Raw genomic sequence first — 24,248 nt, forward strand, 5'->3', positions numbered from 1 at the left:
GTGGGACTGAGTCCATATTAAACGATGAGTACTGGATAAAACAACAGTGTTTGGTGTGCTTATTCTGAGCAAAGGAATACACAATCATAAAAAAATGGGGACAGGCTAAGTGCGCCTGTCCCCATTGCTGTTTTGATAAACCGGAATGAGATTATTCAATCAGCTCGGTCGTGTTGGTATTAAGGTCGTCAGGATTTACGACTGGCCAGCCGTTTTCCCAGTTCACTTCCAGAATACGCAGTTTTTGTACGCCGTTATCTGCGGTTTCATAGGCGTGGAGCACCATGTAATCCTGATGATCAAAGGTGTAAACCGAATTATGGCCAAGTGCTACCCAGTCCTGATTACCTTTAATGACCAGAGAACCGCCACCATTGAGCATTGAGACGCCATTCTTATCATAATATGGCCCCTGAACATTCTGACTTCGTCCAACCATCACTTTGTAAGTACTGTTCATGCCCCGGCAGCACAAATCGAATGAGGCGAATAAATAGTAATAACCTCCTTTTTTAAAGATAAAGGCGGCTTCTATCGGGTCATCGGCAACTCCGGGACGGGAGGCAATATCAAACAACGTCTGCGGTTGAGCGGGAGTTTTCATATCCGAGTTGAGCCTGACCAGCTTCAGCCCACTCCAGAATGATCCAAAACTCATCCAGATATTGCCATTGTCATCTTCGACAATCGCTGGATCAATTGCGTTCCAGTTATCGCGGCCCGGCACTGACTGAATCACAATCCCCTGATCCTGCCAGTGATAATCCGGTGAATCGGGGTTGAGTGTGTCGTTCATGGTGACACCAATAGCTGAAGTATTTTTGCCGAATGCAGACACGGAATAATAGAGATAAAACTTGCCATTTTTCTTATAAATCTCAGGAGCCCAGATATGCCCGTTAAATTCCGGCGCGACCGATTTCGCCCATTCCGGCTCTCCGCTGAATACGCGATCGGCGTATTTCCAGTGAACTTTATCTGTGGATGAGTACATGGTAATACCCGGCCCGGTACTGAATACATAATAGATACCATTCTCACGTGCCATGACCGGGTCATGTACTTCAACTTGTGCGGCATATGTATTAGCCAGAATTCCTAAACTAAATAGTAACGACATTGATGCCTGTATGATCTTTTTCATGGTGAACCTTTTGAATCAGGAATTGGAATATCTCCACTATATGAGAAAAGTTTTATATTCGTTGAGATCCATTTCGATAAAGTGTGCTCTAAATATGAGAATAATATCAATATGTTGTCTGATGAAAAATTTATGAGGTGATATTTCAGGTTGAAGTGAAATAAACGGATACAGATTATCAATGTGGATAGGTGATTTTCTTGGAGAGGCAGAGAATACTGGTGGTATAAAGGTTATCTGAAAATGATTGGTTAAAAATGTCTGGGAAGATAAATACTGGTTAATTGAATTTGAAATAATTAGTTGTTTTTTTTGATATATCGGTTTGAATATGTAAGTTCTAATATTGTTAGTTACATATGAGAATCTATGTAATTAATAATATTAGATCATTTATTGGTTGTTTTTTGTGCTCATTCGACATGAGTAAATGTCAAAACTTGATATGAAGCCCAAATAGGGAAATGAGTCCGTTGCTATTATTTTTTTCATGATTTCAATTTTTGTCGTGATGGTGCAGTGGTAATGATCATCTTAATTTTATGACCATGTACGGGACTTAATTATGAAGAAAATAAATGCGACGTTGACCCTATTTGGCTGTGCACTGTTTTCACAGTCAGCGATGAGTGCCAATTGGCAGTTAGTCTGGCAGGACGAATTTACCAATAATATTGGCCCGGGCTGGGTATTTGAAACCGGTAATGGTAGCGGAGGATGGGGAAATAACGAATTGCAGTATTACAAGCGAGAGAATGCTGCGGTTGAAAATGGCAATCTGGTGATCACCGCTAAACGTGAAGATGTCAACGGTTTCCGATATACCTCAGCCCGGATGAAAACTCAGGGCTTAGCTTCATTTCGTTATGGGCGCGTTGAAGCGCGTATCCGTCTGCCAAATGGGAGTGGTTTGTGGCCTGCGTTCTGGATGTTGGGCAGTAACATCAGTACGGTGGGCTGGCCGCGTTGTGGCGAAATCGACATCATGGAACATGTGAATACCGAGAGCCATATTTTCGGAACAGCCCATTGGGAAGAAAACGGGCATGCCAGTTATTCCGGACCAAGTTATAACCTGGATGCGACCCAATATCATAATTATTCCATTGAATGGGATGCCAACGATATCCGCTGGTACGTGGATGGCAACATGTACCACGTAATGAGCATTGCAAATAATGCGGGCGGTACCGAAGAGTTTCATAACAATTTCTTTTTGCTGCTGAATCTGGCCGTTGGTGGTCAGTGGCCGGGATTTGACATAGATGAAAGCAAAATGCCGGCGAAGATGTATGTCGATTATGTCCGTGTTTACCGTGATGCCGATGCGCCGTCGGACGGTAGCTCATCCGGGTTTTCGCAACAGATTGAAGCCGAAGATTTCAGCAGTATGAAAGGTGTCGGCACCGGCCCGAGCAGTGATATCGGTGGTGGTAACAGTGTTGGCTGGATCGACACCGGAGACTGGATGGCATATTCAAATGTGGCAATTCCTGCTTCCGGTGATTACCGCATTGACTACCGGGTTTCGAGTTTGAATGGTGGTGGGCGCTTGTCATTAGATCACAGTGCCGGGGCAACGGTATTGGGCTATGTAGATATCGGCGCAACGGGCAGTTGGGATAAATGGACGACAGTGTCTCACACCGTACATATCGATGCCGGAACTTATAACTTTGGTATCTATGCACAACGTGGCGGTTTCAATATGAACTGGTGGCGTATCACCAAATTATAAAGATTGCTGCGCAGACCGGTGAGGATGATTCAATCCATCTTCATCATGGCGAACATACGAAATAACAATGTCATTGGAGAAACTCGAATGTTTAATTATCTGAATTTACGATGTCTGTCGAGGCGGCTCTTTGTCTGTCTGTCGCTCGGCATATTGTCAGTGGTCGGTCAGGTCAGTTTTGCCGCTTCCACAACCTTTACCAATCCTATTTATGAAAATGGCGCCGATCCGTGGCTCATGTACTACGACGGCAACTACTATTCTGTAACGACAACCTGGAGTTCTCAGCTGGCAATGCGTAAATCACCCACTTTAGCCGGGTTGAAGGATGCAACGCCAGTGAACGTATGGTCTGAAACCAACAAAGATAGCTGCTGTAACTTCTGGGCTTTTGAATTTCATCATTTAAACGGGCCGAATGGATGGCGCTGGTACGTGTTGTATACGTCAGGTCAGGATGGAAATTATGATCACCAGCATAACTCAGTGCTGGAAAGTGTCGGTGATGACCCGATGGGACCGTATCAGTATAAAGGTGCACCATTGGGCGGCACGTATAATATTGATGGCAGTTACATCACGATCAATAACCAGCTGTATTTTATGTATTCTCAATGGAATGGTGATGAACAGCGTTTGTATATTGCCCGGATGAGTAATCCCTGGACAATGAGTGGTGAGCCAAGCATTCTCAGCCGGCCACTGAAAAGCTGGGAGCGTATGGGGAATAACGTCAACGAAGGGCCTGAGCCATTAATCCATAATGGACATGTTTACGTGGTTTACTCCGCGAGCTTTTGTGCAACATCAAGTTATAAGCTGGCATTGCTGGAGCTGACAGGCAGCAATCCGTTAGATCCGAATGCATGGACAAAAAGCAATCAGCCTCTGTTTGAATCGGCAAATGGTGTTTATGGTCCGGGACATAACGGTTTCTTTAAATCCCCTGATGGGACTGAAGACTGGCTGGTTTATCATGGTAATGCCCATGAAAATGACGGATGTAGCACTCTGCGTTCAATGCGTGCGCAGCCTTTTACCTGGAATGCAGATGGTACGCCGAACTTTGGACGTCCGGTTGCAGCCGGCCAGCAAGTGAAAGTTCCTTCCGGAGAAAACGGCCCGTTAACGGTTACACCGCAAGCACCGATGATGAATCTAAACCATTACACCGGTTCGGCAGCGAACGGCAGTTTAAGGCTTGAAAGCAGTACGCCGGTTATTCTGGATCAACTGGTAAATGGTAATGTTCGTTTTGCCAATGAAAGTGGCCGGTTCTTAAGTGATGCAGTCTGCCATGGTTCACAAGGATTCCTGCCCTGGGAAAATCAGGACTGTCAGCGTTGGTCATTCAGTTCGGCATCCGATGGACTGCTGGCTATTACGAACCGGGCATCCAATCAGACCTATCGTGACCGCTGGGGCTTGTCGCCGGTCAATGAAGTGGCGATTGTCAGTGCTCAGAGTGGTCGGGTATTGACTGCGACCAGCACATCAACCGAACAACGAGAATGGAGCGGTGCTGCAAGCCAGAAATGGCGTTTGCAACCACAACAGGACGGTTCTGTTACGATACGTGCGGCGAGTCAGTCTGCCTGCCTGAACGTCAGTGGCAACAATACAGTGTTTGGTAACTGTTCAGGTGACGACAGTCACTGGTATCTGCGTCCAAGAACCGAAGGCGGATATCGTCTGGTTGCGAAAGGCAATAATATGGTGATGGATGTGACCAACTGTGCATTGAACGATGGCGCGTCGGTTGGTGTATACAATGATCTGGATAATATCTGTCAACGTTTCTATCTGCGCAACACCGGTGATTCATCAGGAGTCATCAATAGCACAATCAATGGAACCTATCGTATTACGCCATTACACAGTGATAAGTCGCTGGACATTACGAATTGTGCAACAGCAGACGGCACAAATGTACGTCAGTGGAGCTGGCTGAATAACGACTGTCAGAAGTTTGCGATTACCAATGTCGATGGCATCTGGCATCGTATTTCACCACTGAATGCACCGAATCAGGCACTGGATGTATATAACGGTTACCGTACCAGTAATGCCAATATTGCGATTTATCCTTATCGTAGTGCCGCGAATCAACAGTTCCGTTTCCAGGCAGCAGGTTCAGGTAAATGGCGTATTATCAACCGCAATAGTGGCTTGTGTCTGAATGTTGTGGATTCATCCTCGGATGACGGGGCCAATGTCGTGCAATATCGTTGTACACCCGGAGCCCAGAATCAGATGTTCCGCTTAAGTCGTGAGTGATATCACTTTTTGATCATGATCCCCATTCGAATGAATGGGGATTTTTGCGTCAGATGATTCTATTGGTTCAACGTTACGTTTCTTTTCAGTTCATCATCAACACACTCTGGTGCTTCGCCCAGATACGATACCGGGTTCATCAGGTTTTCCATATCCAGCTTGTCGCTCAGACCACATTTATGGAGTTCTTCCATGATGCATTCAGAATAATTCAAAGAGTGCTCTACCGAGTTCATGGCCGCTTCGTATAAAACATGGTGTGCTTCTGCCCGGCCAATCGTGTTGGCCAGCTCCATCATCACTGCCTCTGACAGAATGAGTCCACCGGTCATGTTCAGATTTTTCATCATATTGTCGGGATATACACATAACCCGGCGATAAGTTTCTCCATTCCTTCAGATATAGAAAGAGCCGTGATTGCTATTTCAGGAATTGCCGCATCAAAAATATTACTGGCTGCTGCGTCACCTTCGTTCATACGAACCATCGATAAGTTGCACAAAGACATACGGCTTTGTAATAACTGGGACATGCCGACTAAGTTTTGTGCATGCTGAGGGTTTCTTTTCTGCGACATGGTTGAGCTGCCGACTTTTCCACGGTGGAAGCTTTCTTCTATCTCTGCAACTTCGGTGCGTTGCAGGAAAATGACTTCCTGAGCTATTTTCTCGATGGTCGATGCGAGCAGGCCAAATTGAGTAATATATGCACTTAATGAATCGCATGAAGAACGAACCGGTAATTCATTCGATTTCAGTTTTAAAATTTCAGCCATATTCTGCTGAACTAACCGTCCTTGTCCGGACATTGCAGAGAATGTACCTACTGCGCCTCCCATGCTGGCAATAAAGGCATCTTCTGATGCATGTTCCAGTCTTTGATACTGACGTCGGATTTCTGCTCTCCAGCCGGCGACTTTAAAGCCGAAAGTAATCGGCAAAGCATGTTGTCCGTGGCTTCGGCCGGGTTGTGGCATCAACTTGGTTTTTTCTGCCAGCAACGACATCTCATGCATGACATTCGCTAAGCTGCTTAATAGTAAGTGGTGCGTTTCGCGTAGTTGCAGTACGAGAGCAGTATCAAAGATATTTTGGGTTGTCGCCCCCCAGTGGATATAGCCCGCAGCGTCACCACATAGAGCCTCAAACTGTCTGAGAACAGGAACAAAAGGGTGCATTGTCGATTTGATATCTGCGGATATTTTTTCCATGTCCAGCAGATTGGCATTTGCTTTTTCAGTAATGATTTCTGCTGCTTCTACCGGAATCATCCCCAGTTTGCTTTGTGCCTGTGCCAGAGCCGCTTCAACATCCAGCCATGCCTGTAACGTACTTAAATCCGACCAGATTTCTTTACCTTTTGAACTAAACCAGTGACCTGTAATACATGATTCAAACATACCAATGTGTGCCATTAGCAATACTCCATTTTGGTTATATGATGCATAACGTTTAGGTTAATCTTAATGTAAGCACTATTCATGTCGATAATGTTACCTAATAAATAAGACTTTTATCACAATATAATTATAACTCTAATGTTATTTTGAATATAACCATAGTGTAATGTTTATAATTCTATAACCACGTGGAGTAAAAAATGGAAAACAGCTTGCAAGTACCTACAAAACTGAACAAAACTTCGCTCATGGCTTGGATTGCTATGATCTTTGTCGTCATACCCGGTATATATTTTGTTGCCGGAATTCAGGCATTTATTCTGGCAGTCTCGCTTTTAGCTTTAACTTTGGTTGGAGTAGGAATCGTAAAAAAGTTCTACGCTCAGGCAATTGTTTTAGTCGTCGGCTGCGCTTTGCTTATCGCAGCCTCATATATTCACCCTGATCTGGCTATAACGGCAAAATCGACAGGTTCAAGATTTCTTGATGTTTTTGTTGAAATTAAAAGTGTATTTAGTCACAGCATGGCTGGATTAGGTTTAACTATTATGGTGATCGCTGGTTTTTCCCGCTATATGACAGACATTGGTGCTGCGGGTAAATTGGTTGAAATTAGCGTAAAGCCAATCGGAAAAATCAAGTCTAAATATATTCTTCTCGGCTCGTGCTATATTTTTATGCAACTTTTAGCATTGTTTATATCAAGCCCTTCCGGCCTGGCACTATTAATGATGGCGACCCTGTATCCGATCTTAAGATCATTAGGATGTAGTAAAGCATCTGTTGCTGCCGTTATTGCTTCTGGTGTGTGCATTGATTATGGGCCATCAGCAACAGGTAGTGTGCAGATTGCGAAGCTGACAGACTATGATTTATTTTCTTTCTTTATCACGAAGCAAATTCCGATCGTTTGGATTCTGTTTATTTTCATCGGTGTTATGCATATGATTATGCAGGCATATTGGGATAGAAAAGAAGGTGTTGATACAGAAGATGAGGAAGGTTTTGAAGTTTCAAATGATAGCACCAATATTCCCAAATATTATGCAATTTTACCTGTTATTCCAATGATTCTACTGTTTACATTCTCCAGTTTTTCCAGCCAGTGGCTACCTGAATCATTACACTTCCGTATTGATGTTGTCTCCGCAATGTTAATGTCATTCTTTATTGCATTTATTATCGACTCTGTCAGAACTTTAGATCTTCACGCAGCTTCAAATAAGATTGCTGGTTTATTTGATCAAATGGGACAATCTTTTACCACTGTTGTATCAATTTTAGTTTGTGCCCAGGTATTAGCTGCGGGCATGATTAAAGTTGGATTTATTGACTCTTTATTCAGTTTTATTCCAAGTGGTTCAGATACACAGGCACTCCTTGTTGTTGTATTCAGCGGGTTAATTTTCTTTAGTTCGGTTGTATTAGGGACGGGTTCCACTTTTAATGCTTTTGCTCCTGTTGCAGCAGAGGTTGCAAAAGGTGGTGGTTTATCAGTTTTCAAGCTATTAATCCCGATGCACTTTTCTGCAAGTTTAGGGCGTAGCTTTTCACCCATAGCCGGGGTGACAATTGCGGTAGCTGGCTTGGTTGGTTTGACACCGTTAGAGATTATCAAGCGAAATGCCGTGCAACTTGGTAGTGCGTATATCCTGATGCTTATACTGTCTAATTTTTTGATTAGTTAGTGATTTGTCTTTAATTTACGGCATTGTCGTCAAATCGACGAACAGATGTTCAGTTAAACCGTCGCTTTGCGGCGGTTATTTTTAGCTGTCTTAACCCAGTTTCAAGATGAGTGTGAATACTCTTTTTCGTTAGATTTCTGGTATGGTTTTCTATAAAATAGCAAGTATATCAGGGCTATATATTTTTCACCCTTGGAGGAATAGATGAGAGATGAACTGCCGCTATCGGGAAGTTGGGCAACGTTGCGTGAATTAGAAATTATTAAAACGATTATTGAAGTCAAAACCGTAACATCCGCAGCAGAAATATTAGGCGTATCTCAACCCGCAATTAGCCGGGCTCTCACACAAATCGAAACCAAGAGCGGTGTGAAATTTTTTAACAGAAAATCGGGTAAATTAATCCCAACCTCTAATGCTATTGCTCTCTATGATGAAATATTGGTGATCTATAATTCTTTTTCAAAATTAAACAACTTAAAATGGGAAAAGAAGAAAAATCATTTAAAAATTGTGACCACACCGACGCTGGCCTATAACTTTTTAATTCCATTAACAAGTAATTTTAAAAAAGAGCACCCGGAATTATCAATTAAACTTGATATTGTCACAAGTTCTCAGTTGCTTACTCAATTAAATGAAAGAAATGCAGATGTAGCTCTTGGTGATTCATCTTTAGAAAATACCGCTATGAAATATGACACATACCCATTAAGAAAAATTAAAATGGTATGTGCAATGAATGCATTTGATCCTCTTGTTAGTAAAGATGTTGTCACATCCGATGATTTGAAAAACAGAGATATTATTACATTCACGAACAGAAATATTGCCCGTTCAAAGCTAGATCATATATTTAAAACAAGTGAAATAGATAATAATGTAATTATTGAGGTGCCGGACTCGTTGTCTGCTTTAGGATTTGTCAGAGAAAATATTGGAATCAGTATCTTACCTTCTTTCCCTGCAAGTATTATCAATGAGCATCAGGTTATTTTACGTGATTTTTCACCAGAGATATATAATTCAATCAGTTTCTTTGTGCTTTCTGACACAATTAATGTGAATACCAGTAATTTTATTGAATATATTTATAACCATCAGCCCGGCAAAGACCGCTTTTCTTATCCTATCACTCAATAATATACCCAGAGACTTCAAGATGCTGCTGTTGCGGGAGCATCTGATGTTCAGGTTATGCAGATTTTAAATGAACGACTTCGGGATCGATTGCTTCCGGTTTGAAGGACTTCAGTCAAACGACTATTCTTGGATCAGACATATTCTTGGATCAGAGAATGACCGGCTTCAACCGTGACGAAATAACAATGATGCGTGGCTATGAATTAGGTCTGGAACTATATAAAGCGAATCACTATTCGAAAGCGTTTGCACTGTTTCAACCGCTGGCTAAAGATGGGGATGTTTTTTCTCAGGCGATACTGGCTCATATGTACAACAATGGTGAAGGTGTGAGCCAGAGCAATGAGACTGCGTCATACTGGTACCAGAAAGCCGCTGAAAACGGGCATGTGATATCACAGTATAACCTAGGTAATCAGTTCAGAGATGGCCGGGGTGTAAAACAGAATTATCATACCGCAATGGAATGGTATCAGAAGGCCGCAGAGCAGGGGTTGCCGGAAGCTCAGGCCGACATAGGCCGTCTCTATTATTTTGGTCATGGTATTCCCAGAGACTATGAAAAAGCATTCTACTGGAATAAAAAAGCAGCAGAGCGGGGACTGGCGGAAGCTCAGTCTAATATTGGCGTTATGTATAGCAATGGGCAGGGCGTTGAGAAGGATCTGTTGCTGGCATTCCAGTGGTTTCTGAAAGCGGCGGAACAAGGTTCTCCGATGGCAATGAATCAAATCGGGACAATGTATCTTGAAGGCCAAGGGACGGAGAAAAATCGGCAACAAGCCTTTCGGTGGTTGATGAAAGCTGCTGGATCAGGCATGGCACAAGCACAGTATCATGTCGGTGTCTGCTATCTGGAAGGTAAAGTTGTATCCAGAGATCTCCGGGAAGCATTCTCATGGCTGCAAAAGTCTGCCTATCAGGGAGATGGGTTGGCTCAGTATAGTCTCGGACTTATGTATGTTAATGGCATGGCCGTTCCCTCCGACAAAGTAGAAGGTTATGCCTGGTGGGTGTTGGCGGCTGAATCCTCAGAGAAAGCCAGAATCAACGCGGCAAATCTTGCGCTGAATCTATCTTTTTTTGATCGGGCAAAAGCGAAATTCAGAGTAAAAGAATTACAGAAATTTATCGGCAGCAAAGTAAATTAAAGCGGGAATGGACGGGTTCAGCCAGAATGACTGAACCCGGAAATAAGCGATGCTCTATAAGCTGCTGAGACCGCCATCGATTAATAACTCGGTCCCTAACATGTAAGATGATTCATCCGAAGCCATGAACACGGCGGCTTTTGCCAGTTCAAGTGGTGTGCCGATTCGTTGCAGGGGAACCAGAGATTTGACATATTCTACGAATTCCTGTTGCTGCTCTTCCGACAAACCGAATTTGTCGAATGCATCGGTTTGAGTCGGGCCGGGACTCAGCGTATTAACGCGGATGCCGCGATGCTTCAGTTCTGCTGATAGTGTCCGGCTCAGTGAAACCAGACCTGCTTTGCTTGCTGCATAAATACTGCTCTGAGGGACGCCAATACTTGCTGATGAGCTACCGCATAAGATGATCGATGCCGAGTCTGACAGGAGAGGAAGCAGAGATTGGATCAGGAAAAATGGTCCTTTTATATTGGTGTCCATCACCTGATTAAAGTCGTCTTCATCCCAGTCTTCTATTGGCTGGTGGGTGACATTGCCTGCATTGATATAAACGACATCCAGTTTTGGCAGTTCAGCGATGAGCCGGGCGGCTAAATCCCTTTGCTGACTGACATCTGAGGCATCATTTTTGATCAGAATGGCTGAATGACCTAACACTTCTCTTGCCTTGGCTAATCCTTCGTCACGCCGTCCCGTCACAATCACGTTTGCTCCTTCAAGCTGGAATTGTCTGGCTGTTTCCAGACCAATACCTGCCGTACCACCGGTAATCAGGGCATATTTGTTAAGAAGTCTTTGTGTCATGGGTTTTCCTTCACTTGTCATTTGTGGGTGAAGTGTCATTATTAGCAGATTAGTATGATTAAGAAAGTAGGTACCAAATGGATACTAAGGAAAAAAATAAAATTAAAAACGTCACGTTTAATCCTCGTTGTCCGGTTATTGACTTTGTCAGTATCATCTCCGGTAAGTGGGCAATTCCGATTCTTTACCGGTTAATTGTTACCGATGATGTGATTCGTTTCGGCGCTTTGCAACGGGCAGTCGGCGCGATTACCCAGAAAGAATTGACCAAACAGCTACGGTCATTTGAAGCGTTGGGAATTGTTACGAGGACTGTGTATCCGGAAATGCCGCCACGGGTTGAATACCAGATTACAGAATTAGGGAAGACATTAAAGCCAACTCTTGATTCTCTGGCCGGATGGATGGAGGAACACCGGGAGGAGCTTCTGGAAAACTTCCATCATCAGGCACAACCTGAAGATAAATAGCATGGTTATATACTGAACCGGATAAAGTGTATGACTTGGATTGAGCTGCCGAAACCATATCTGGACAATTGATACGCTGTAGTATGTCATAGACAAATATGAAAATTAGCACCTATTTGTGTTGTTTTTATCATGAATGATTGGATAGCAATAGTATGATTTTATTCATCATTTAAGGGGTTCTCCAAACGAAGCTTCTGACTGTCATGTGTGAAGTTTTAGCTAGGGCAACCGGTTTTACTCAGATTGAATTATTGTCGGAGAAGCTGATATTTTCCACAAATTGTGGAAGAACAGGCAAGAATTGAGGAGAATTCTGATAACTCATCTACATAATTACTGACATAATACACACACTGAAAAGAGCTTATGAGATTCTGAGTAATCTTGATATTCCAATTTCCACCTACTGCCCCGGAGGCGATTATGCAACTGACTCAAGAATGGGACAAAACATTTGCCCAAAGCGACAAAGTCGATCATCAGAAAGTGACTTTCAAAAACCGCTACGGCATTACTCTTGCCGCTGATCTGTATTTACCTAAAGGTGCTGACCAGCAAAAATTACCTGCACTGGCAATCAGTGGCCCATACGGTGCAGTGAAGGAACAGGCTTCTGGTCTGTATGCTCAAATCATGGCAGAACGTGGTTATGTCGCCGTGGCATTTGACCCTTCTTATACAGGTGAAAGCAGCGGAACACCACGCAATGTTTCTTCTCCGGATATCAACACTGAAGATTTCAGTGCTGCCGTCGATTATCTTGGTCTGCTTGATTATGTTGACCGCAGCAGAATCGGTGTGATCGGTATCTGTGGATTTGGTGGCATGAGCCTGAATGCTGCTGCTATCGACAAACGCATCAAAGCGGTTGTGACAACCAGTATGTATGATATGTCACGCGTGATGTCTAAAGGCTATTTCGATTCGATGACTGCTGAAGAACGCAGTGCCGGATTAGAACAGATGAACCAGCAACGTTGGGTAGATGCCGCAAACGGTGAGCCAACAATGGCACCTCCTGGTTTGCCTGATCCAAGCCAGCTGACCGGTGAAGAGCCTCAGTTTGTAAAAGATTATGTCGATTATTATCGTACACCACGTGGATTCCACCCACGTTCACTGAACTCTAACGGTTCCTGGACGGTGACAAATCCGCTGTCATTTATGAATATGCCGCTAATGACTTACATCGCAGAAATCGCACCACGTCCGGTTCTGTTGATTGCTGGTGAAAATGCACATTCACGTTACTTTACTGAAGATGCTTATAAAGCAGCGGGTGAACCAAAAGAAATGATGATCCTTGACGGTCTGGCTCACGTTGATCTGTATGATCAGGTTGATAAGATTCCGTTTGATAAGATTGATGCTTTCTTTGGTGAAAACCTGAAATAAAATAGTGTCTGCCCATCTGGAGTGTCCGGATGGGCTGTCTGTTTTTAGTCATCAAATAGCGATGGTTATGCCTTATAAAGTATCTGTCGCAGACTCAAGGTTCCGGAAGGAATCAAAATTTTGTCCGGCCTGATTGAACCCCCGCAATACATGGCCGGCATTCTGAATTCTCTTTTATCACGGCCCGTCATATTTCTATCCTGCTGGGAATGATTTGCACTCTAGCCTTTATTGGTGTTATAACACTTTCGAATTTTATTTTGTAAGTGTTTGTTTTATCAATAATTTAGGTGTTGTTATGCGTATTTTTCAACAGTCGGATCCGGCGCGTCGTCGTTATGGTTTAGCTGCATTGATTGGTCTCATTGCCGGTATTGTTTCAGCGTTTGTAAAGTGGGGTGCAGAACATCCGTTACCACCACGAAGTCCTGATGATATTTTTAGTGCGGCCTGTGTGCCGGAAACGCTGATTCGTGCTGCCGAACAGATTGATTGTTCACGTAATTTTTTAAATCCGCCTTATGTGTTTCTGCGTGACTGGCTGGGAATGGCGGACCCGAACAGTGCGGTTTATACCTTTGCCGGGCATGTATTCAACTGGGTTGGGGTGACACATATCATTTTCTCAATTGTTTTTGCGGTCGGTTACTGTGTGGTGACTGAGCGTTTCCCAATCTTCAAGCTGTGGCAAGGGTTATTGGCCGGAGCATTGGCGCAGCTATTCGTGCATATGATTTCTTTCCCGCTGATGGGACTGACGCCTCCGCTTTTTGACTTGCCCTGGTATGAGCACGTTTCTGAAATTGTCGGGCATTTAATCTGGTTCTGGTCGATTGAAATTATTCGCCGGGATTTGCGTAACCGTATAACGCATGAACCTGATCCTGAAGTATCAATAGCGGCACGAACATCTTAATGGTGAGCCATTTGTCATCATAAAAAGGCGAACCATTTGGTTCGCCTTGTTGCTTTTATAAATCAGTAGGATCGATAGTTATTTGTTAACTAAGCGCCATCACCCTTCATAATCACTGACCGGCGGACAGCTACAGACCAGATTTCTGTCTCCGTAGACATTATCAACCCGGTTGACAGTCGGCCAGTATTTGGCTGTTTTGGATTGTGGTGTCGGGAAACAGGCGAGTTCTCTGCTGTATGGATGCGTCCATGTATCAGAGGCCAAATCTGCCTGAGTGTGTGGCGCGTTGATCAGCGGGTTATCCTCAAGTGGCCAGATACCGGAAACCACCTGGGTGATTTCCTGACGGATGGCGATCATTGCATCACAGAAGCGATCCAATTCAGCTAAATCTTCTGATTCAGTCGGTTCGACCATCAATGTTCCTGCGACAGGGAATGACATGGTCGGTGCATGGAAACCGTAATCCATCAGACGTTTGGCAATATCTTCTTCGGAAATGCCGGATTCTTCTTTCAGCGGACGGATATCAATAATACATTCGTGAGCAACCCGGCCATTTTTGCCCCGGTACAGGATCGGATAATGAGCGCGGAGTCTTTCCATTACATAGTTTGCATTGAGAATGGCTAGCTGGGTTGCTTTGGTGAGTCCTTCTGCACCCATCATTGCAATATAAGCCCAGGAGATGGGCAGGATGGATGCACTGCCCAGATCTGCTGCTGCGACGGCAAAGTCACTGCCTTCAACGCCGGATTCGATGTGACCGGGTAAAAATGGCGCAAGGTGTGATTTGACACCAATCGGACCAACGCCCGGACCGCCGCCGCCATGAGGAATACAGAATGTTTTGTGCAGGTTCAGGTGAGAAACATCCGAACCGATGAATCCGGGACTGGTAAGCCCGACCTGAGCATTCATGTTTGCACCATCCAGATAAACCTGTCCGCCGACCGAATGGATCAGATCACAAACTTCACGAACGTGGTCTTCGTAGACACCGTGTGTTGACGGGTAAGTGATCATCATGCAGGAGATTTCTTGCTGATGCTGTTCTACTTTGGCTTTCAGGTCGGCCAGATCAATATTACCTTCCTGATCACAGGCAACGACGACGACATCCAGAGAAACCATCGCAGCAGATGCCGGGTTAGTACCATGAGCGGAACTTGGGATCAGGCAGATATGGCGATGGCCTTCACCACGACTCTGATGATAGCGCTGGATGGCAATAAGCCCGGCATATTCACCTGATGCGCCGGAGTTTGGTTGTAGCGAAAAGGCATCATATCCGGTAATGGCACACAGTTTGGCTTTGAAATCTTCTGCCAGTTCAGTATATCCGGCAGTCTGTTCTTTCGGGGCAAAAGGGTGGATATTGCTGAATTCGGGCCAGGTGATCGGAATCATCTCTGAGGCCGCGTTCAGTTTCATGGTACAGCTGCCCAACGGGATCATGCCATGAGTCAGGGAGAAATCCTTATTTTCCAGCTTCTTCAGATAACGTATCATCTGGGTTTCACTGTGATGATTATGAAAAACCGGATGAGTCAGATAAGCGGATTCTCGCCGGCAGGATTCGGGGATAGCTGCATATTCGTTTGGTTCAATATCTGCGGAGATATTTTCTGGATCGGCCTGAATGCCGAATACCGCGAACAGAGCCTGAATATCGTGCAGTGTACTGGTTTCATCAAAGCTGATACCGAGTGCCTGTTCATAGCGGCGTAGATTCAGTCCGGCTTTTTGTGCCTGGTGATAAAGTGCTTCAGTCTGACTGCCGGTTTCAATCGTGAGTGTGTCGAAAAATGTCTGATGACGTAGTTCGTAACCCTGTAATATCAGTCCGGCTGCCATGATCGCCGTTAAATGATGAGTTCGGCGTGCAATGGTTCTTAAGCCTTCCGGACCGTGGTATATCGCATAGAAAACGGCCATATTGGCCAGCAGTGCCTGGGCGGTACAGATATTCGATGTCGCTTTTTCACGACGGATGTGTTGCTCTCTGGTTTGCATCGCCATGCGCAGTGCCGGTTGTCCTTTTGCATCAACCGATACACCAATGATCCTGCCCGGCATGGTTCGCTTGTGTTTATCCCGGGTTGCCATAAATGCTGCATGCGGACCACCGTATCCCATTGGGACACCAAAGCGCTGGGCAGAACCGATCACGATATCTGCACCCATTTCTCCGGCAGGTTTTAAGAGTGTGCTGGCGAGCAGATCGGTTGCGACAGTGACCAGTATTTTATTCTGGTGAGCGGCATCGATAATTGCGCTCAGGTCGTCAACTTTACCGCTGGTGCCCGGGTATTGCAGCAAAGCTCCGAACACATCTTGCTGTGCCAGTTCTTCAACCGGAAGAACGACCACCTCAAAATTCATAAATGCGGCCCGGGTTTTGACGACCTCGATGGTTTGCGGATGGACATGATCGGCAACGAAGAAGCGCTGACTTTTACTTTTACCGGCTCTTTTGCATAAGGCCATGGCTTCAGCAGCAGCAGTCGCTTCATCTAAAAGTGAAGCATTAGCAATGTCCATTCCGGTTAAGTCAATAATCATCTGCTGAAAATTCAGCAGCGCTTCCAGACGACCCTGAGAGATTTCTGGTTGGTAAGGAGTATATGCGGTATACCAGCCCGGATTCTCCAGAACATTACGCAAAACCACACTTGGCGTAGTTGTGTTGTAGTAGCCCTGACCAATGAAGCTTCGTGCCACCTGATTTTTGTTGGCGATTTGCTTCAGGGTTGCGAGCATCTCTGACTCGCCCATTGCCGGGGATAACGGAAGTGAGTTCTCCAGACGGATGTTTTCCGGAACGGTTTCTTTGATCAAAGCTTCCAGACTTTCGGCGCCAACAGTTGCCAGCATTGTCGCTTGTTCCTGCGGACGCGGGCCGTTGTGCCGTGTTGCGAATTCTGTTTGAGAAGAGAGGTTGCGCAGTAGTTGAGTCATAATTCCTTACCGTGACTACAAAGGGAATCGGTTGATACAAGCTGAATCAGAAAGTAAAAAGCTGCGGGCATGAAGATGCGGGCAGCTTTTCCATATTAGTCGTCCAGCGTATTGAGATATTCTTCTTCGTCTTTCAGATCTTCCAGTTCAGCGGGATCTGTCATCCGGATTTTTGCAATCCAGCCACCTTCATAAGGTTCTTCGTTGATCAGTTCCGGACGATCACTGAGTTCTTCATTGACTTCAACGATAATCCCACTGACCGGCGCGTAGATATCAGAAGCCGCTTTGACGGATTCGACCAGTGAAAAGTTATCTCCGGCGTCAACATCACTATCAACATCCGGGAGTTCAACGTATACGACATCACCTAACATCTCTTGTGCATGTTCTGAAATGCCGACGGTTACAGTCCCGTCTCCGTGATTGAGAACCCATTCGTGACTATCAGTAAACTTCAGTGTGTTATCCATGAATTAATCTCCAAAAAATATATTGTAACTAGTGATCAGAGTGTCACCGGACTCACAATTGTATTCCTGAGGGTCTGTAAAAAATCAGCGAATTACTACAAAACATCATGAAAGACAAAAATCTGCCTCAGTTGTTATTCATCCTGAATCATCGGTTAACCGACTCTTCCCATAGCGTAGCTAATTTAGATGATGTTACTAAGTCATCTTTGTAAAAATCCGGATTATATGCAGCTAACATACCTGCTGAGAGAACGCTAAGCAATAAAAATTTCTTATAGGAAACTAATTTTCCTGATAGTATGATGTCCAACATCCTCAACGATGCAGTTTAGTAAGCATCATTAGATGCTGAGACATGATTGCGATATGAGGTATCGCTATCCAAAGGCAAAATATATTGATTGAAATAATGATGTTACGAAGACGGACATCATTGGAGTTTACCGAGGGGAGATACCATGGGGAAAGGTACGCCGGATGATAATCCTGCTCTGATTATAACGCAGGAAGCTCAGGAGAATAATACCGATCCACTTCGGCTGGGGCAGCGTATCAAGGATATTCGTCTTGATCTTGGTCTGACATTAGAAGAAGCCAGCCAGAAAACCGGTTTGGCGAGATCCACCCTGAGTAAAATTGAAAATGAACAGATATCCCCGACTTTCCAAGCGATGCAAAAATTAGCGCATGGTCTGGAAATTGGTATGCCACAATTGTTTGAACCGCCCAAGAAAATGGTCGCGACAGGCCGTAGAGATGTGACTCTGGCTGGACAGGGAAAACCCCATCCGACATCGACCTATGAACATGAGTTATTGGCAACCCAGCTGTCGGGTAAAAAAATGACGCCGTTTAAAACCCGGGTACGGGCAAGACAGTTTGAGGAGTACGGTGACTGGGTTCGCCATGACGGGGAAGAGTTTTTACTGGTTTTGGAAGGTGAAGTGATGCTGTATACCGAATTTTACGAACCTATTACCCTGAATACCGGAGATAGCGTCTATTATGATGCCAACATGGGACATATATTAGTCTCTGTCAGTGATTCTGATGCTCTGATTTTATGGGTTACTGCGAAATAACGAATCAGAGTTTTTTAATCGGTTTATTATAGGAAACATATTCCTCAAAAAAGAAACTGGTTGGCTTTGTTGGGCAACCGGACAAAATGAAAAGGGAGAATTGCATGTCATCTGAACAAGAGAACCAGTTGCTATTAAAAACGCCGCTTTATACCTTACATCAGGAATCCGGGGCTAAGATGGTTCCGTTTGCCGGTTATGAAATGCCGGTTCAGTACGCTTTAGGTGTGAAAAAAGAGCATTTGCATACCCGTGAAGCTGTCGGGTTGTTTGATGTTTCCCACATGGGACAACTCTGTCTGAAAGGTGAAGGCGCCGCACTGGCACTGGAGTCTCTGGTTCCTGTTGATGTCGCTGATCTTCCGGTTGGTAAACAGCGCTATGGATTTTTTACCAATGAAAGCGGAGGCATTCTTGACGATTTGATGATCGCCAATTTAGGTGATTGTCTGTTTGTAGTAATCAATGCCGCCTGTAAACAAAAAGATATTGCCCATCTGAAGCAGCATTTACCTGCACATCTTGTTTTGGAAGAGTTACAGGAGCAGGCACTTCTGGCGCTTCAGGGGCCATTGGCTGCTTCAGTGTTAGCGCAACTGGCACCGGAAGTCGCAGAAATGCATTTCATGGATATTCGTCGGGTACAGCTTCTGGATATCGAATGTATTGTCAGCAGAAGTGGTTATACCGGTGAAGATGGCTATGAAATTTCTGTGCCGGTCGATCAGGCTCAGAAGCTGGCACAGCATCTGCTCACATTTGATGAAGTTGCTCTTATTGGCCTTGGTGCGCGGGATTCTCTCCGGTTGGAATGTGGTTTGTGTCTTTACGGACATGATCTGGATGAAACAACGACACCGGTTGAAGCAAGCCTGCTTTGGGTCATCAGCCCGGTTCGCCGTAGTGGCGGTGCGAGAGCCGGAGGGTTTCCGGGTTCGGCAGTGATTCTGGAGCAGATTGAGAATCAGTCAGTACAGCGCAAGCGAGTGGGGCTCGTCGGACAGACAAAAGCACCGGTGCGGGAAGGAACAGAATTATTTGATGAGCAGGGCCGGCAAATCGGGGTTGTGACCAGTGGCACATCGGGGCCAACTGCCGGGCAGCCGGTTTCGATGGGATATATTACCAAAGATTATGCAACCCCCGGAGCTGAAGTTTATGCAGAAGTTCGTGGGAAAATGTTGCCGATGACGGTAGCTAAAATGCCTTTCGTCCCCCAGCGTTATTATCGGGGCTAATCATTTATCTGTTGATTAATCAGGGAAATACAGAAAGTATTTCCCTTTTCATGTCGGGTGGTTATGATAGATTATCTTTTTGCTAATAATGAAATTTTCTGATGTTTTCTAAGTGGATATTTGTAGTTCTGCTTTCTTTATCTTGTCTTTCTTCACCGGCTTTCTCTGGTGGTGTTTCTGCTTATATTGTTAATGGTACGGAAACGTCTGTAACGACTTACCCGGATTTTGTCAGCCTGTTTTATGACCGCACCGAGTATGATCGTATCTATGGCACGCATAGTTTTTGTGGTGGAACTATGCTTAACAGCCAGTATGTCTTGACCGCAGCCCACTGTATTTTTAGTGGTGGCAGTATTAATGAAGAATACATGCTGTTTATGACGGTTGGGCAAATCGATAATGAAACCGACTGGATTTATAAGATTACGCCAGTTAGGCCTGCAGAGTTTTACTATGACAATTCATTCAGTGATTCGGAAAGTGACTTATGGCAAAACGATATTGCGATCATCAAACTGGAAAGTACACTGAATACCGGCGGGACAGTCAATCGACTAGGCAGTGAATCTTATCATAGCAATAGTAATAGCTTTATTGCGATTGGGCATGGGAATACGGCAGTTAATACAACTACCTATAAGCTGCTACAAACATCGATGAGTTATGTTGATCAGTCAACCTGTGCCTCGGTATATGGTGGTTTACATAATAGTCAGATCTGTTTTTCCGGAGGTTCTGCAGCGACAATGAATAATGGTGTCTGCTCGGGAGATTCGGGTGGTCCGATCTACTGGGATAACGGCGGAACTTTGTATCAGGTCGGCATTACCAGTTTTGGGCCGACAACCTGTGGTGCCGGTTCGATTACCGGTGTTTTCACTGAGCTTACGGATTATAATACGTGGATCACTAATGTTCTGAATGGTAGTGTTTCTCCGAATTATATCGCTACTGATGCGAAACGTCAGGCGTATTACGAGACGAATATTTTATCTTCACCTACTGATAGTTCCAGTGTACCAAGCGGTGGTGGCGGTGGTTCCATGGGCGGTGGTTTGCTCTTACTGTTCTCGGGGGTTTTAGGATATCGGCTTAAGCGTCGTTTGGTTATGCCCCGGATCTGAGTGATTATACGGTTACATGGTTGTCTGCGCCCATCATATGTGATGGGTTGTAGTACATCGCATTGGCAATCGATAATGGTTTTGAAAACCAATAGCCTTGTAGGTGAGATGCTCCCATTGACTGGAATCGCCGTAACATCTCGCTGTTTTCAATCCCTTCAATTACAACACTGATCTGTTCTTTCCTGCATAGTTCGATTAAGAACTTTAAAAACTGATGCGAGTTGTTGTTCTGCATCGTTTTCATTGAGAAAAGTCTATCAATTTTGATCTGATCGAAAGGCAGGTCAAAAAAGCTATTGATAGAGCTGAAGCCAGCGCCGAAATCATCCAGAGAAAGTAAAAAACCCAGTTCGTCGAGTCGGTTGATTTGCTGAAGTGCATATTTATGCTCATCAAGAATGACCGTTTCCGTTAACTCAAGAATAATCGAAGCAGGCTTGAGCCCGGATTCTAAGGTGATTCTCAGCATCTCATCAGGGAAATTACTGTTCAGTAACTGTAATACGGATACATTGACATTAATCCGGACGGATGCCCGGTTTTTACAGTTATAATGGCTGAGGAACTGGCAGGCTTTTTCAAACACCTGATAACCTAGTTCGACAATGAGGCCTTTGTTTTCAGCAACCGGGATAAATTCATCGGGATAAATATCCCCATAATTTCTGGAATGCCATCTGACCAGAGCTTCAAAACTGGAGACTTTTCCGGTTGTAGTATCAATAATTGGCTGGAATTTCACCGAGAGGCTTTTGGTTTTTAACGCATCTTTCAGGCCGCTTTCGATATAGAAATAGCGGTCAACTTTCTTCTGGGTGTTTCCTTCATAGACTTCAATTTGTGATTGGCTCTTTTCACTGGCAAATGCACACGTTCGAAAAGCGATACTCAGAATTTCTTCACTTTCAAACTGGTGGCTGCAGTCGGGATAGATACCAATACTCATTGTATTGGCAAACAGAGTACTCTGTTTTGTCATGTATGTCCGGTAGCGGAGGACAAATTGAGTACACAGCATTTTAAGCAGAGAATGTGAAACAGAGCCTTTGAGCAGTACGACATAGGTGTCCAGACTGACCCGGTAAAGGACTGCATTCTCAGGAGAAAAGACTTTGGCTGCCGATTTCACACATGTAATGACATTCTGTAATAGATCAGAACCGTATTCCACAAGATATGATTGCAGCTCATTGATTTGAATATAGATAACAGAGAAATGGCTTTCCGGTGACTGTGTCAGCAGGTCCAGGTCCAGTAGTAGTTTTCTCAGATTGAATAAGGAGGAACTATCATCGTAGAAAGCGGCTTCCTTGAGATAAGTTTCCATCATTTTTTTGTCTGATATATCCCGGTGGCTTCCCACCATATATGTTTTACCATCTTCCCGCAGGCAGACCGCACTTCCTTCAACCCACAGATATTCACCGTCGACTTTTTTCACTCGGTATTGAGTTGTCATGCGCTGTTCGGGGGTATCAATATGAGTTGCGACCCGACTGGTGAGTAACTCCTGATCGAGGGGATGAACGAGTGCATACCATGTAGAAACATGAACAGTAGGAGTCTGAATACCAAACTGGGTATAAAAGTTGGGATTATAGAATGTCAGGTTCCCTTCAGCATCCATATGAAAGATGCCCTCATTGAACACATCAAAAATATGGACGAGGCGTGTCTTATATTCGTCATCGGGCGGCTGAATTTCTGAAACCGCTTCTCCCAAGTCTTTCTGCATGAAATTGAAAGCTCCTTGCAGCCAGTTTGTATTTTCATCTATGCGAAACTCCAGAACGTCATAGTATCCGCACAACTAATTGAAATGAAAATACAAATGGTCAGCCTATCCTACCAGAATGAGTGAAAATCTTGAGGTTCATTCCAATTTTTTTACTCTGATTGAATCGTATTGCAAAATTATTGCCTAGTGCTACCGGTTGAATTAACGAGCTGGCTCTGAAGGTACCTGATATGCTTTGGTTCCCCACAGTGGTACCGTGGATATACTATGCTTGAAACTACCGGATGTCTCTTTTGTCGAGTAAGAGACATAGATTAACGTTTGGGTTGTTGGATCAAATATTCTGCGCATTTTCATGGTCTTAAAGAAAATACTTTTGGATTTTTTAAAGATGACATCCCCTGAGTCGGAATTGTCTATTTTTGCGATCATTTCCGGTGTGATTTCCCCGGTTTGCCGACAGGCAATTGATGAGTCAGACGGATCCGATAAGCTGAGATCGGCTTCAATACTGGCAATATGACAAGTCACTCCGGTCACAATGGGATCGACGAGCACATTAATTTTGATATCTTTAGTGGTAAAAACACCTAAACTGACGTCACCGACTTCACTGTTATCACAGGCTGTGAGTCCCAGAGAAAGAATTGATGCGATAAGTACATTCCGGATCATCGTTTTTGATTTCCAGCTGTGAATTGAGTTTCCCATCATATCAAGATAATTCCGGATTCCCAAATAAAGTGAAGAGTATGAAAGGATTACGATGAATTTTTATGCACTGAGTCATTTGATTTCACAGATGATACGGCTGCTTATTCAGATGAGCCGGAATGCTGCCCATTTCCCCAGTATTCAAGTAAGATGACGTTTTCCCGGGATACGGATTGATAGGATTTAGCCGTAATTTATGAATATTGCACAAATTAAGAACCAATGGTTATCGGAACAGGTTGAGGTTGAATTTCCGACACCTCAGAGCCTTGTCGGACGGAAACTATATCTAGACTCAGTGAAAGAATGCACTTATCAGGAAATCGAAGAATGTGAATTTTCCGGGGTAAGGCCGCAGGATGTCTTTCGGGTCGACTTTCACCGTTTAACGGTGATGTTTGCTCAGCTTCAGGCCCGGCAATACGCCGATTCAGATGCTAAAGAAGCCATCATTGAATTTTTTACCCAGATTATCTATTCACCGCCTTGCGAACTATATCTTGGCTTTGAAAACGGAGAGCCGGTGGCTGCTGGTATTCTGACCCGTACAGAACAAGCGGTTTTGGTTTCCGATCTGTTTGTTCTGGAATCGAATTCAATCTATCGCTCTGCTCTGGATTTTGCGTATCACATCTTAAAACAGTCTCGGATTGATGAATTGGGTATTGGCTGTTGGGCAGAGCTGACATCAGTGAATATCTGACACTAGTAAATACCTGATACCAGTAAGTCTCAATGCCTGGATAAATTCAGAGAAGTAATAAATCATTTTTA

The 24,248-nt window shown here is 44.4% G+C and carries 19 protein-coding genes; 12 read left to right on the forward strand and 7 right to left on the reverse strand.

The window, feature by feature from the left end; all coding sequences use genetic code 11:
• Positions 1 to 151: 151 nt before the first annotated feature.
• Positions 152 to 1,144 (reverse strand): arabinan endo-1,5-alpha-L-arabinosidase, encoded by a 993-nt coding sequence (locus tag OCU74_RS18110; protein WP_087480963.1) that lies wholly within the window; start codon positions 1,142 to 1,144, stop codon positions 152 to 154.
• A gap of 565 nt (positions 1,145 to 1,709) precedes the next feature.
• On the opposite strand from OCU74_RS18110, the gene OCU74_RS18115 reads away from it, so the two are divergent.
• Both OCU74_RS18115 and OCU74_RS18120 read left to right on the forward strand, forming a co-directional pair.
• Positions 1,710 to 2,882: a carbohydrate-binding protein gene (locus OCU74_RS18115; protein WP_087480962.1), complete on the forward strand. Its 1,173-nt coding sequence runs from the start codon at positions 1,710 to 1,712 to the stop codon at positions 2,880 to 2,882.
• Positions 2,883 to 2,969: 87 nt separating this feature from the next.
• Positions 2,970 to 5,159 (forward strand): family 43 glycosylhydrolase, encoded by a 2,190-nt coding sequence (locus tag OCU74_RS18120; RefSeq protein ID WP_159457413.1) that lies wholly within the window; start codon positions 2,970 to 2,972, stop codon positions 5,157 to 5,159.
• Between the two features lie 59 nt (positions 5,160 to 5,218).
• On the opposite strand, the gene OCU74_RS18125 is transcribed toward OCU74_RS18120, so the two are convergent.
• Complete coding sequence (locus OCU74_RS18125) at positions 5,219 to 6,574, reverse strand: class-II fumarase/aspartase family protein (protein WP_087480960.1); 1,356 nt, start codon at positions 6,572 to 6,574, stop codon at positions 5,219 to 5,221.
• A 185-nt stretch (positions 6,575 to 6,759) separates the two neighbouring features.
• Between OCU74_RS18125 and dcuC the strand changes: the two genes are divergently transcribed.
• The 3 genes from dcuC to OCU74_RS18140 all read left to right on the forward strand — a co-directional run bounded on the left by dcuC (position 6,760) and on the right by OCU74_RS18140 (position 10,541).
• Complete coding sequence (gene dcuC, locus OCU74_RS18130) at positions 6,760 to 8,247, forward strand: C4-dicarboxylate transporter DcuC (protein ID WP_087480959.1); 1,488 nt, start codon at positions 6,760 to 6,762, stop codon at positions 8,245 to 8,247.
• Positions 8,248 to 8,451: 204 nt separating this feature from the next.
• Positions 8,452 to 9,390, forward strand: a complete 939-nt coding sequence (locus OCU74_RS18135; protein ID WP_087480958.1) for a LysR family transcriptional regulator — start codon at positions 8,452 to 8,454, stop codon at positions 9,388 to 9,390.
• Between the two features lie 155 nt (positions 9,391 to 9,545).
• Positions 9,546 to 10,541, forward strand: a complete 996-nt coding sequence (locus tag OCU74_RS18140; protein ID WP_087480957.1) for a tetratricopeptide repeat protein — start codon at positions 9,546 to 9,548, stop codon at positions 10,539 to 10,541.
• A 54-nt stretch (positions 10,542 to 10,595) separates the two neighbouring features.
• On the opposite strand, the gene OCU74_RS18145 is transcribed toward OCU74_RS18140, so the two are convergent.
• Entirely contained in the window at positions 10,596 to 11,348 is a 753-nt protein-coding gene (locus OCU74_RS18145) for an SDR family oxidoreductase (protein ID WP_087480956.1), read from the reverse strand.
• Between the two features lie 77 nt (positions 11,349 to 11,425).
• Here OCU74_RS18145 and OCU74_RS18150 point away from each other — a divergent pair, with 77 nt between their 5' ends.
• The 3 genes from OCU74_RS18150 (at position 11,426) to OCU74_RS18160 (ending at position 14,132) form a co-directional block, all read left to right on the forward strand.
• Entirely contained in the window at positions 11,426 to 11,818 is a 393-nt protein-coding gene (locus tag OCU74_RS18150; protein ID WP_087480955.1) for a winged helix-turn-helix transcriptional regulator, read from the forward strand.
• A gap of 426 nt (positions 11,819 to 12,244) precedes the next feature.
• Entirely contained in the window at positions 12,245 to 13,216 is a 972-nt protein-coding gene (locus OCU74_RS18155; protein WP_087480954.1) for an alpha/beta hydrolase, read from the forward strand.
• A gap of 298 nt (positions 13,217 to 13,514) precedes the next feature.
• Positions 13,515 to 14,132, forward strand: a complete 618-nt coding sequence (locus OCU74_RS18160) for a YagU family protein (protein WP_087480953.1) — start codon at positions 13,515 to 13,517, stop codon at positions 14,130 to 14,132.
• Positions 14,133 to 14,231: 99 nt separating this feature from the next.
• Here the strand turns inward: OCU74_RS18160 and gcvP are convergent, their stop codons facing one another.
• Together gcvP and gcvH are read right to left on the reverse strand one after the other, a co-directional pair.
• Positions 14,232 to 17,096, reverse strand: coding sequence for an aminomethyl-transferring glycine dehydrogenase (gene gcvP, locus OCU74_RS18165; RefSeq protein WP_087480952.1), 2,865 nt, complete (start codon positions 17,094 to 17,096; stop codon positions 14,232 to 14,234).
• 95 nt (positions 17,097 to 17,191) lie between these two features.
• The gene (gene gcvH, locus OCU74_RS18170) at positions 17,192 to 17,569 is read right to left on the reverse strand and encodes a glycine cleavage system protein GcvH (protein WP_087480951.1); all 378 of its coding nucleotides are present in this window, start codon (positions 17,567 to 17,569) and stop codon (positions 17,192 to 17,194) included.
• 461 nt (positions 17,570 to 18,030) lie between these two features.
• Here gcvH and OCU74_RS18175 point away from each other — a divergent pair, with 461 nt between their 5' ends.
• The 3 genes from OCU74_RS18175 (at position 18,031) to OCU74_RS18185 (ending at position 21,019) form a co-directional block, all read left to right on the forward strand.
• Positions 18,031 to 18,654 carry a helix-turn-helix domain-containing protein gene (locus tag OCU74_RS18175; protein WP_087480950.1) on the forward strand — a complete coding sequence of 208 codons (624 nt, stop codon included), beginning with the start codon at positions 18,031 to 18,033 and terminating at the stop codon, positions 18,652 to 18,654.
• A 104-nt stretch (positions 18,655 to 18,758) separates the two neighbouring features.
• Positions 18,759 to 19,892 (forward strand): glycine cleavage system aminomethyltransferase GcvT, encoded by a 1,134-nt coding sequence (gcvT, locus tag OCU74_RS18180; RefSeq protein WP_087480949.1) that lies wholly within the window; start codon positions 18,759 to 18,761, stop codon positions 19,890 to 19,892.
• 101 nt (positions 19,893 to 19,993) lie between these two features.
• On the forward strand, positions 19,994 to 21,019 hold the full coding sequence (locus tag OCU74_RS18185; protein WP_087480948.1) for a S1 family peptidase: 1,026 nt from the start codon (positions 19,994 to 19,996) through the stop codon (positions 21,017 to 21,019).
• A gap of 4 nt (positions 21,020 to 21,023) precedes the next feature.
• On the opposite strand, the gene OCU74_RS18190 is transcribed toward OCU74_RS18185, so the two are convergent.
• Positions 21,024 to 22,757 carry a sensor domain-containing protein gene (locus OCU74_RS18190; RefSeq protein WP_087480947.1) on the reverse strand — a complete coding sequence of 578 codons (1,734 nt, stop codon included), beginning with the start codon at positions 22,755 to 22,757 and terminating at the stop codon, positions 21,024 to 21,026.
• Positions 22,758 to 22,961: 204 nt separating this feature from the next.
• Positions 22,962 to 23,435 (reverse strand): CreA family protein, encoded by a 474-nt coding sequence (locus OCU74_RS18195; protein WP_087481185.1) that lies wholly within the window; start codon positions 23,433 to 23,435, stop codon positions 22,962 to 22,964.
• A 235-nt stretch (positions 23,436 to 23,670) separates the two neighbouring features.
• Between OCU74_RS18195 and OCU74_RS18200 the strand changes: the two genes are divergently transcribed.
• Positions 23,671 to 24,177 (forward strand): hypothetical protein, encoded by a 507-nt coding sequence (locus OCU74_RS18200; RefSeq protein WP_087480946.1) that lies wholly within the window; start codon positions 23,671 to 23,673, stop codon positions 24,175 to 24,177.
• Positions 24,178 to 24,248: the final 71 nt, after the last annotated feature.

The sequence above is a fragment of the Vibrio mangrovi genome (genome assembly GCF_024346955.1).
Taxonomy (GTDB): Bacteria; Pseudomonadota; Gammaproteobacteria; order Enterobacterales; family Vibrionaceae; genus Vibrio; species Vibrio mangrovi.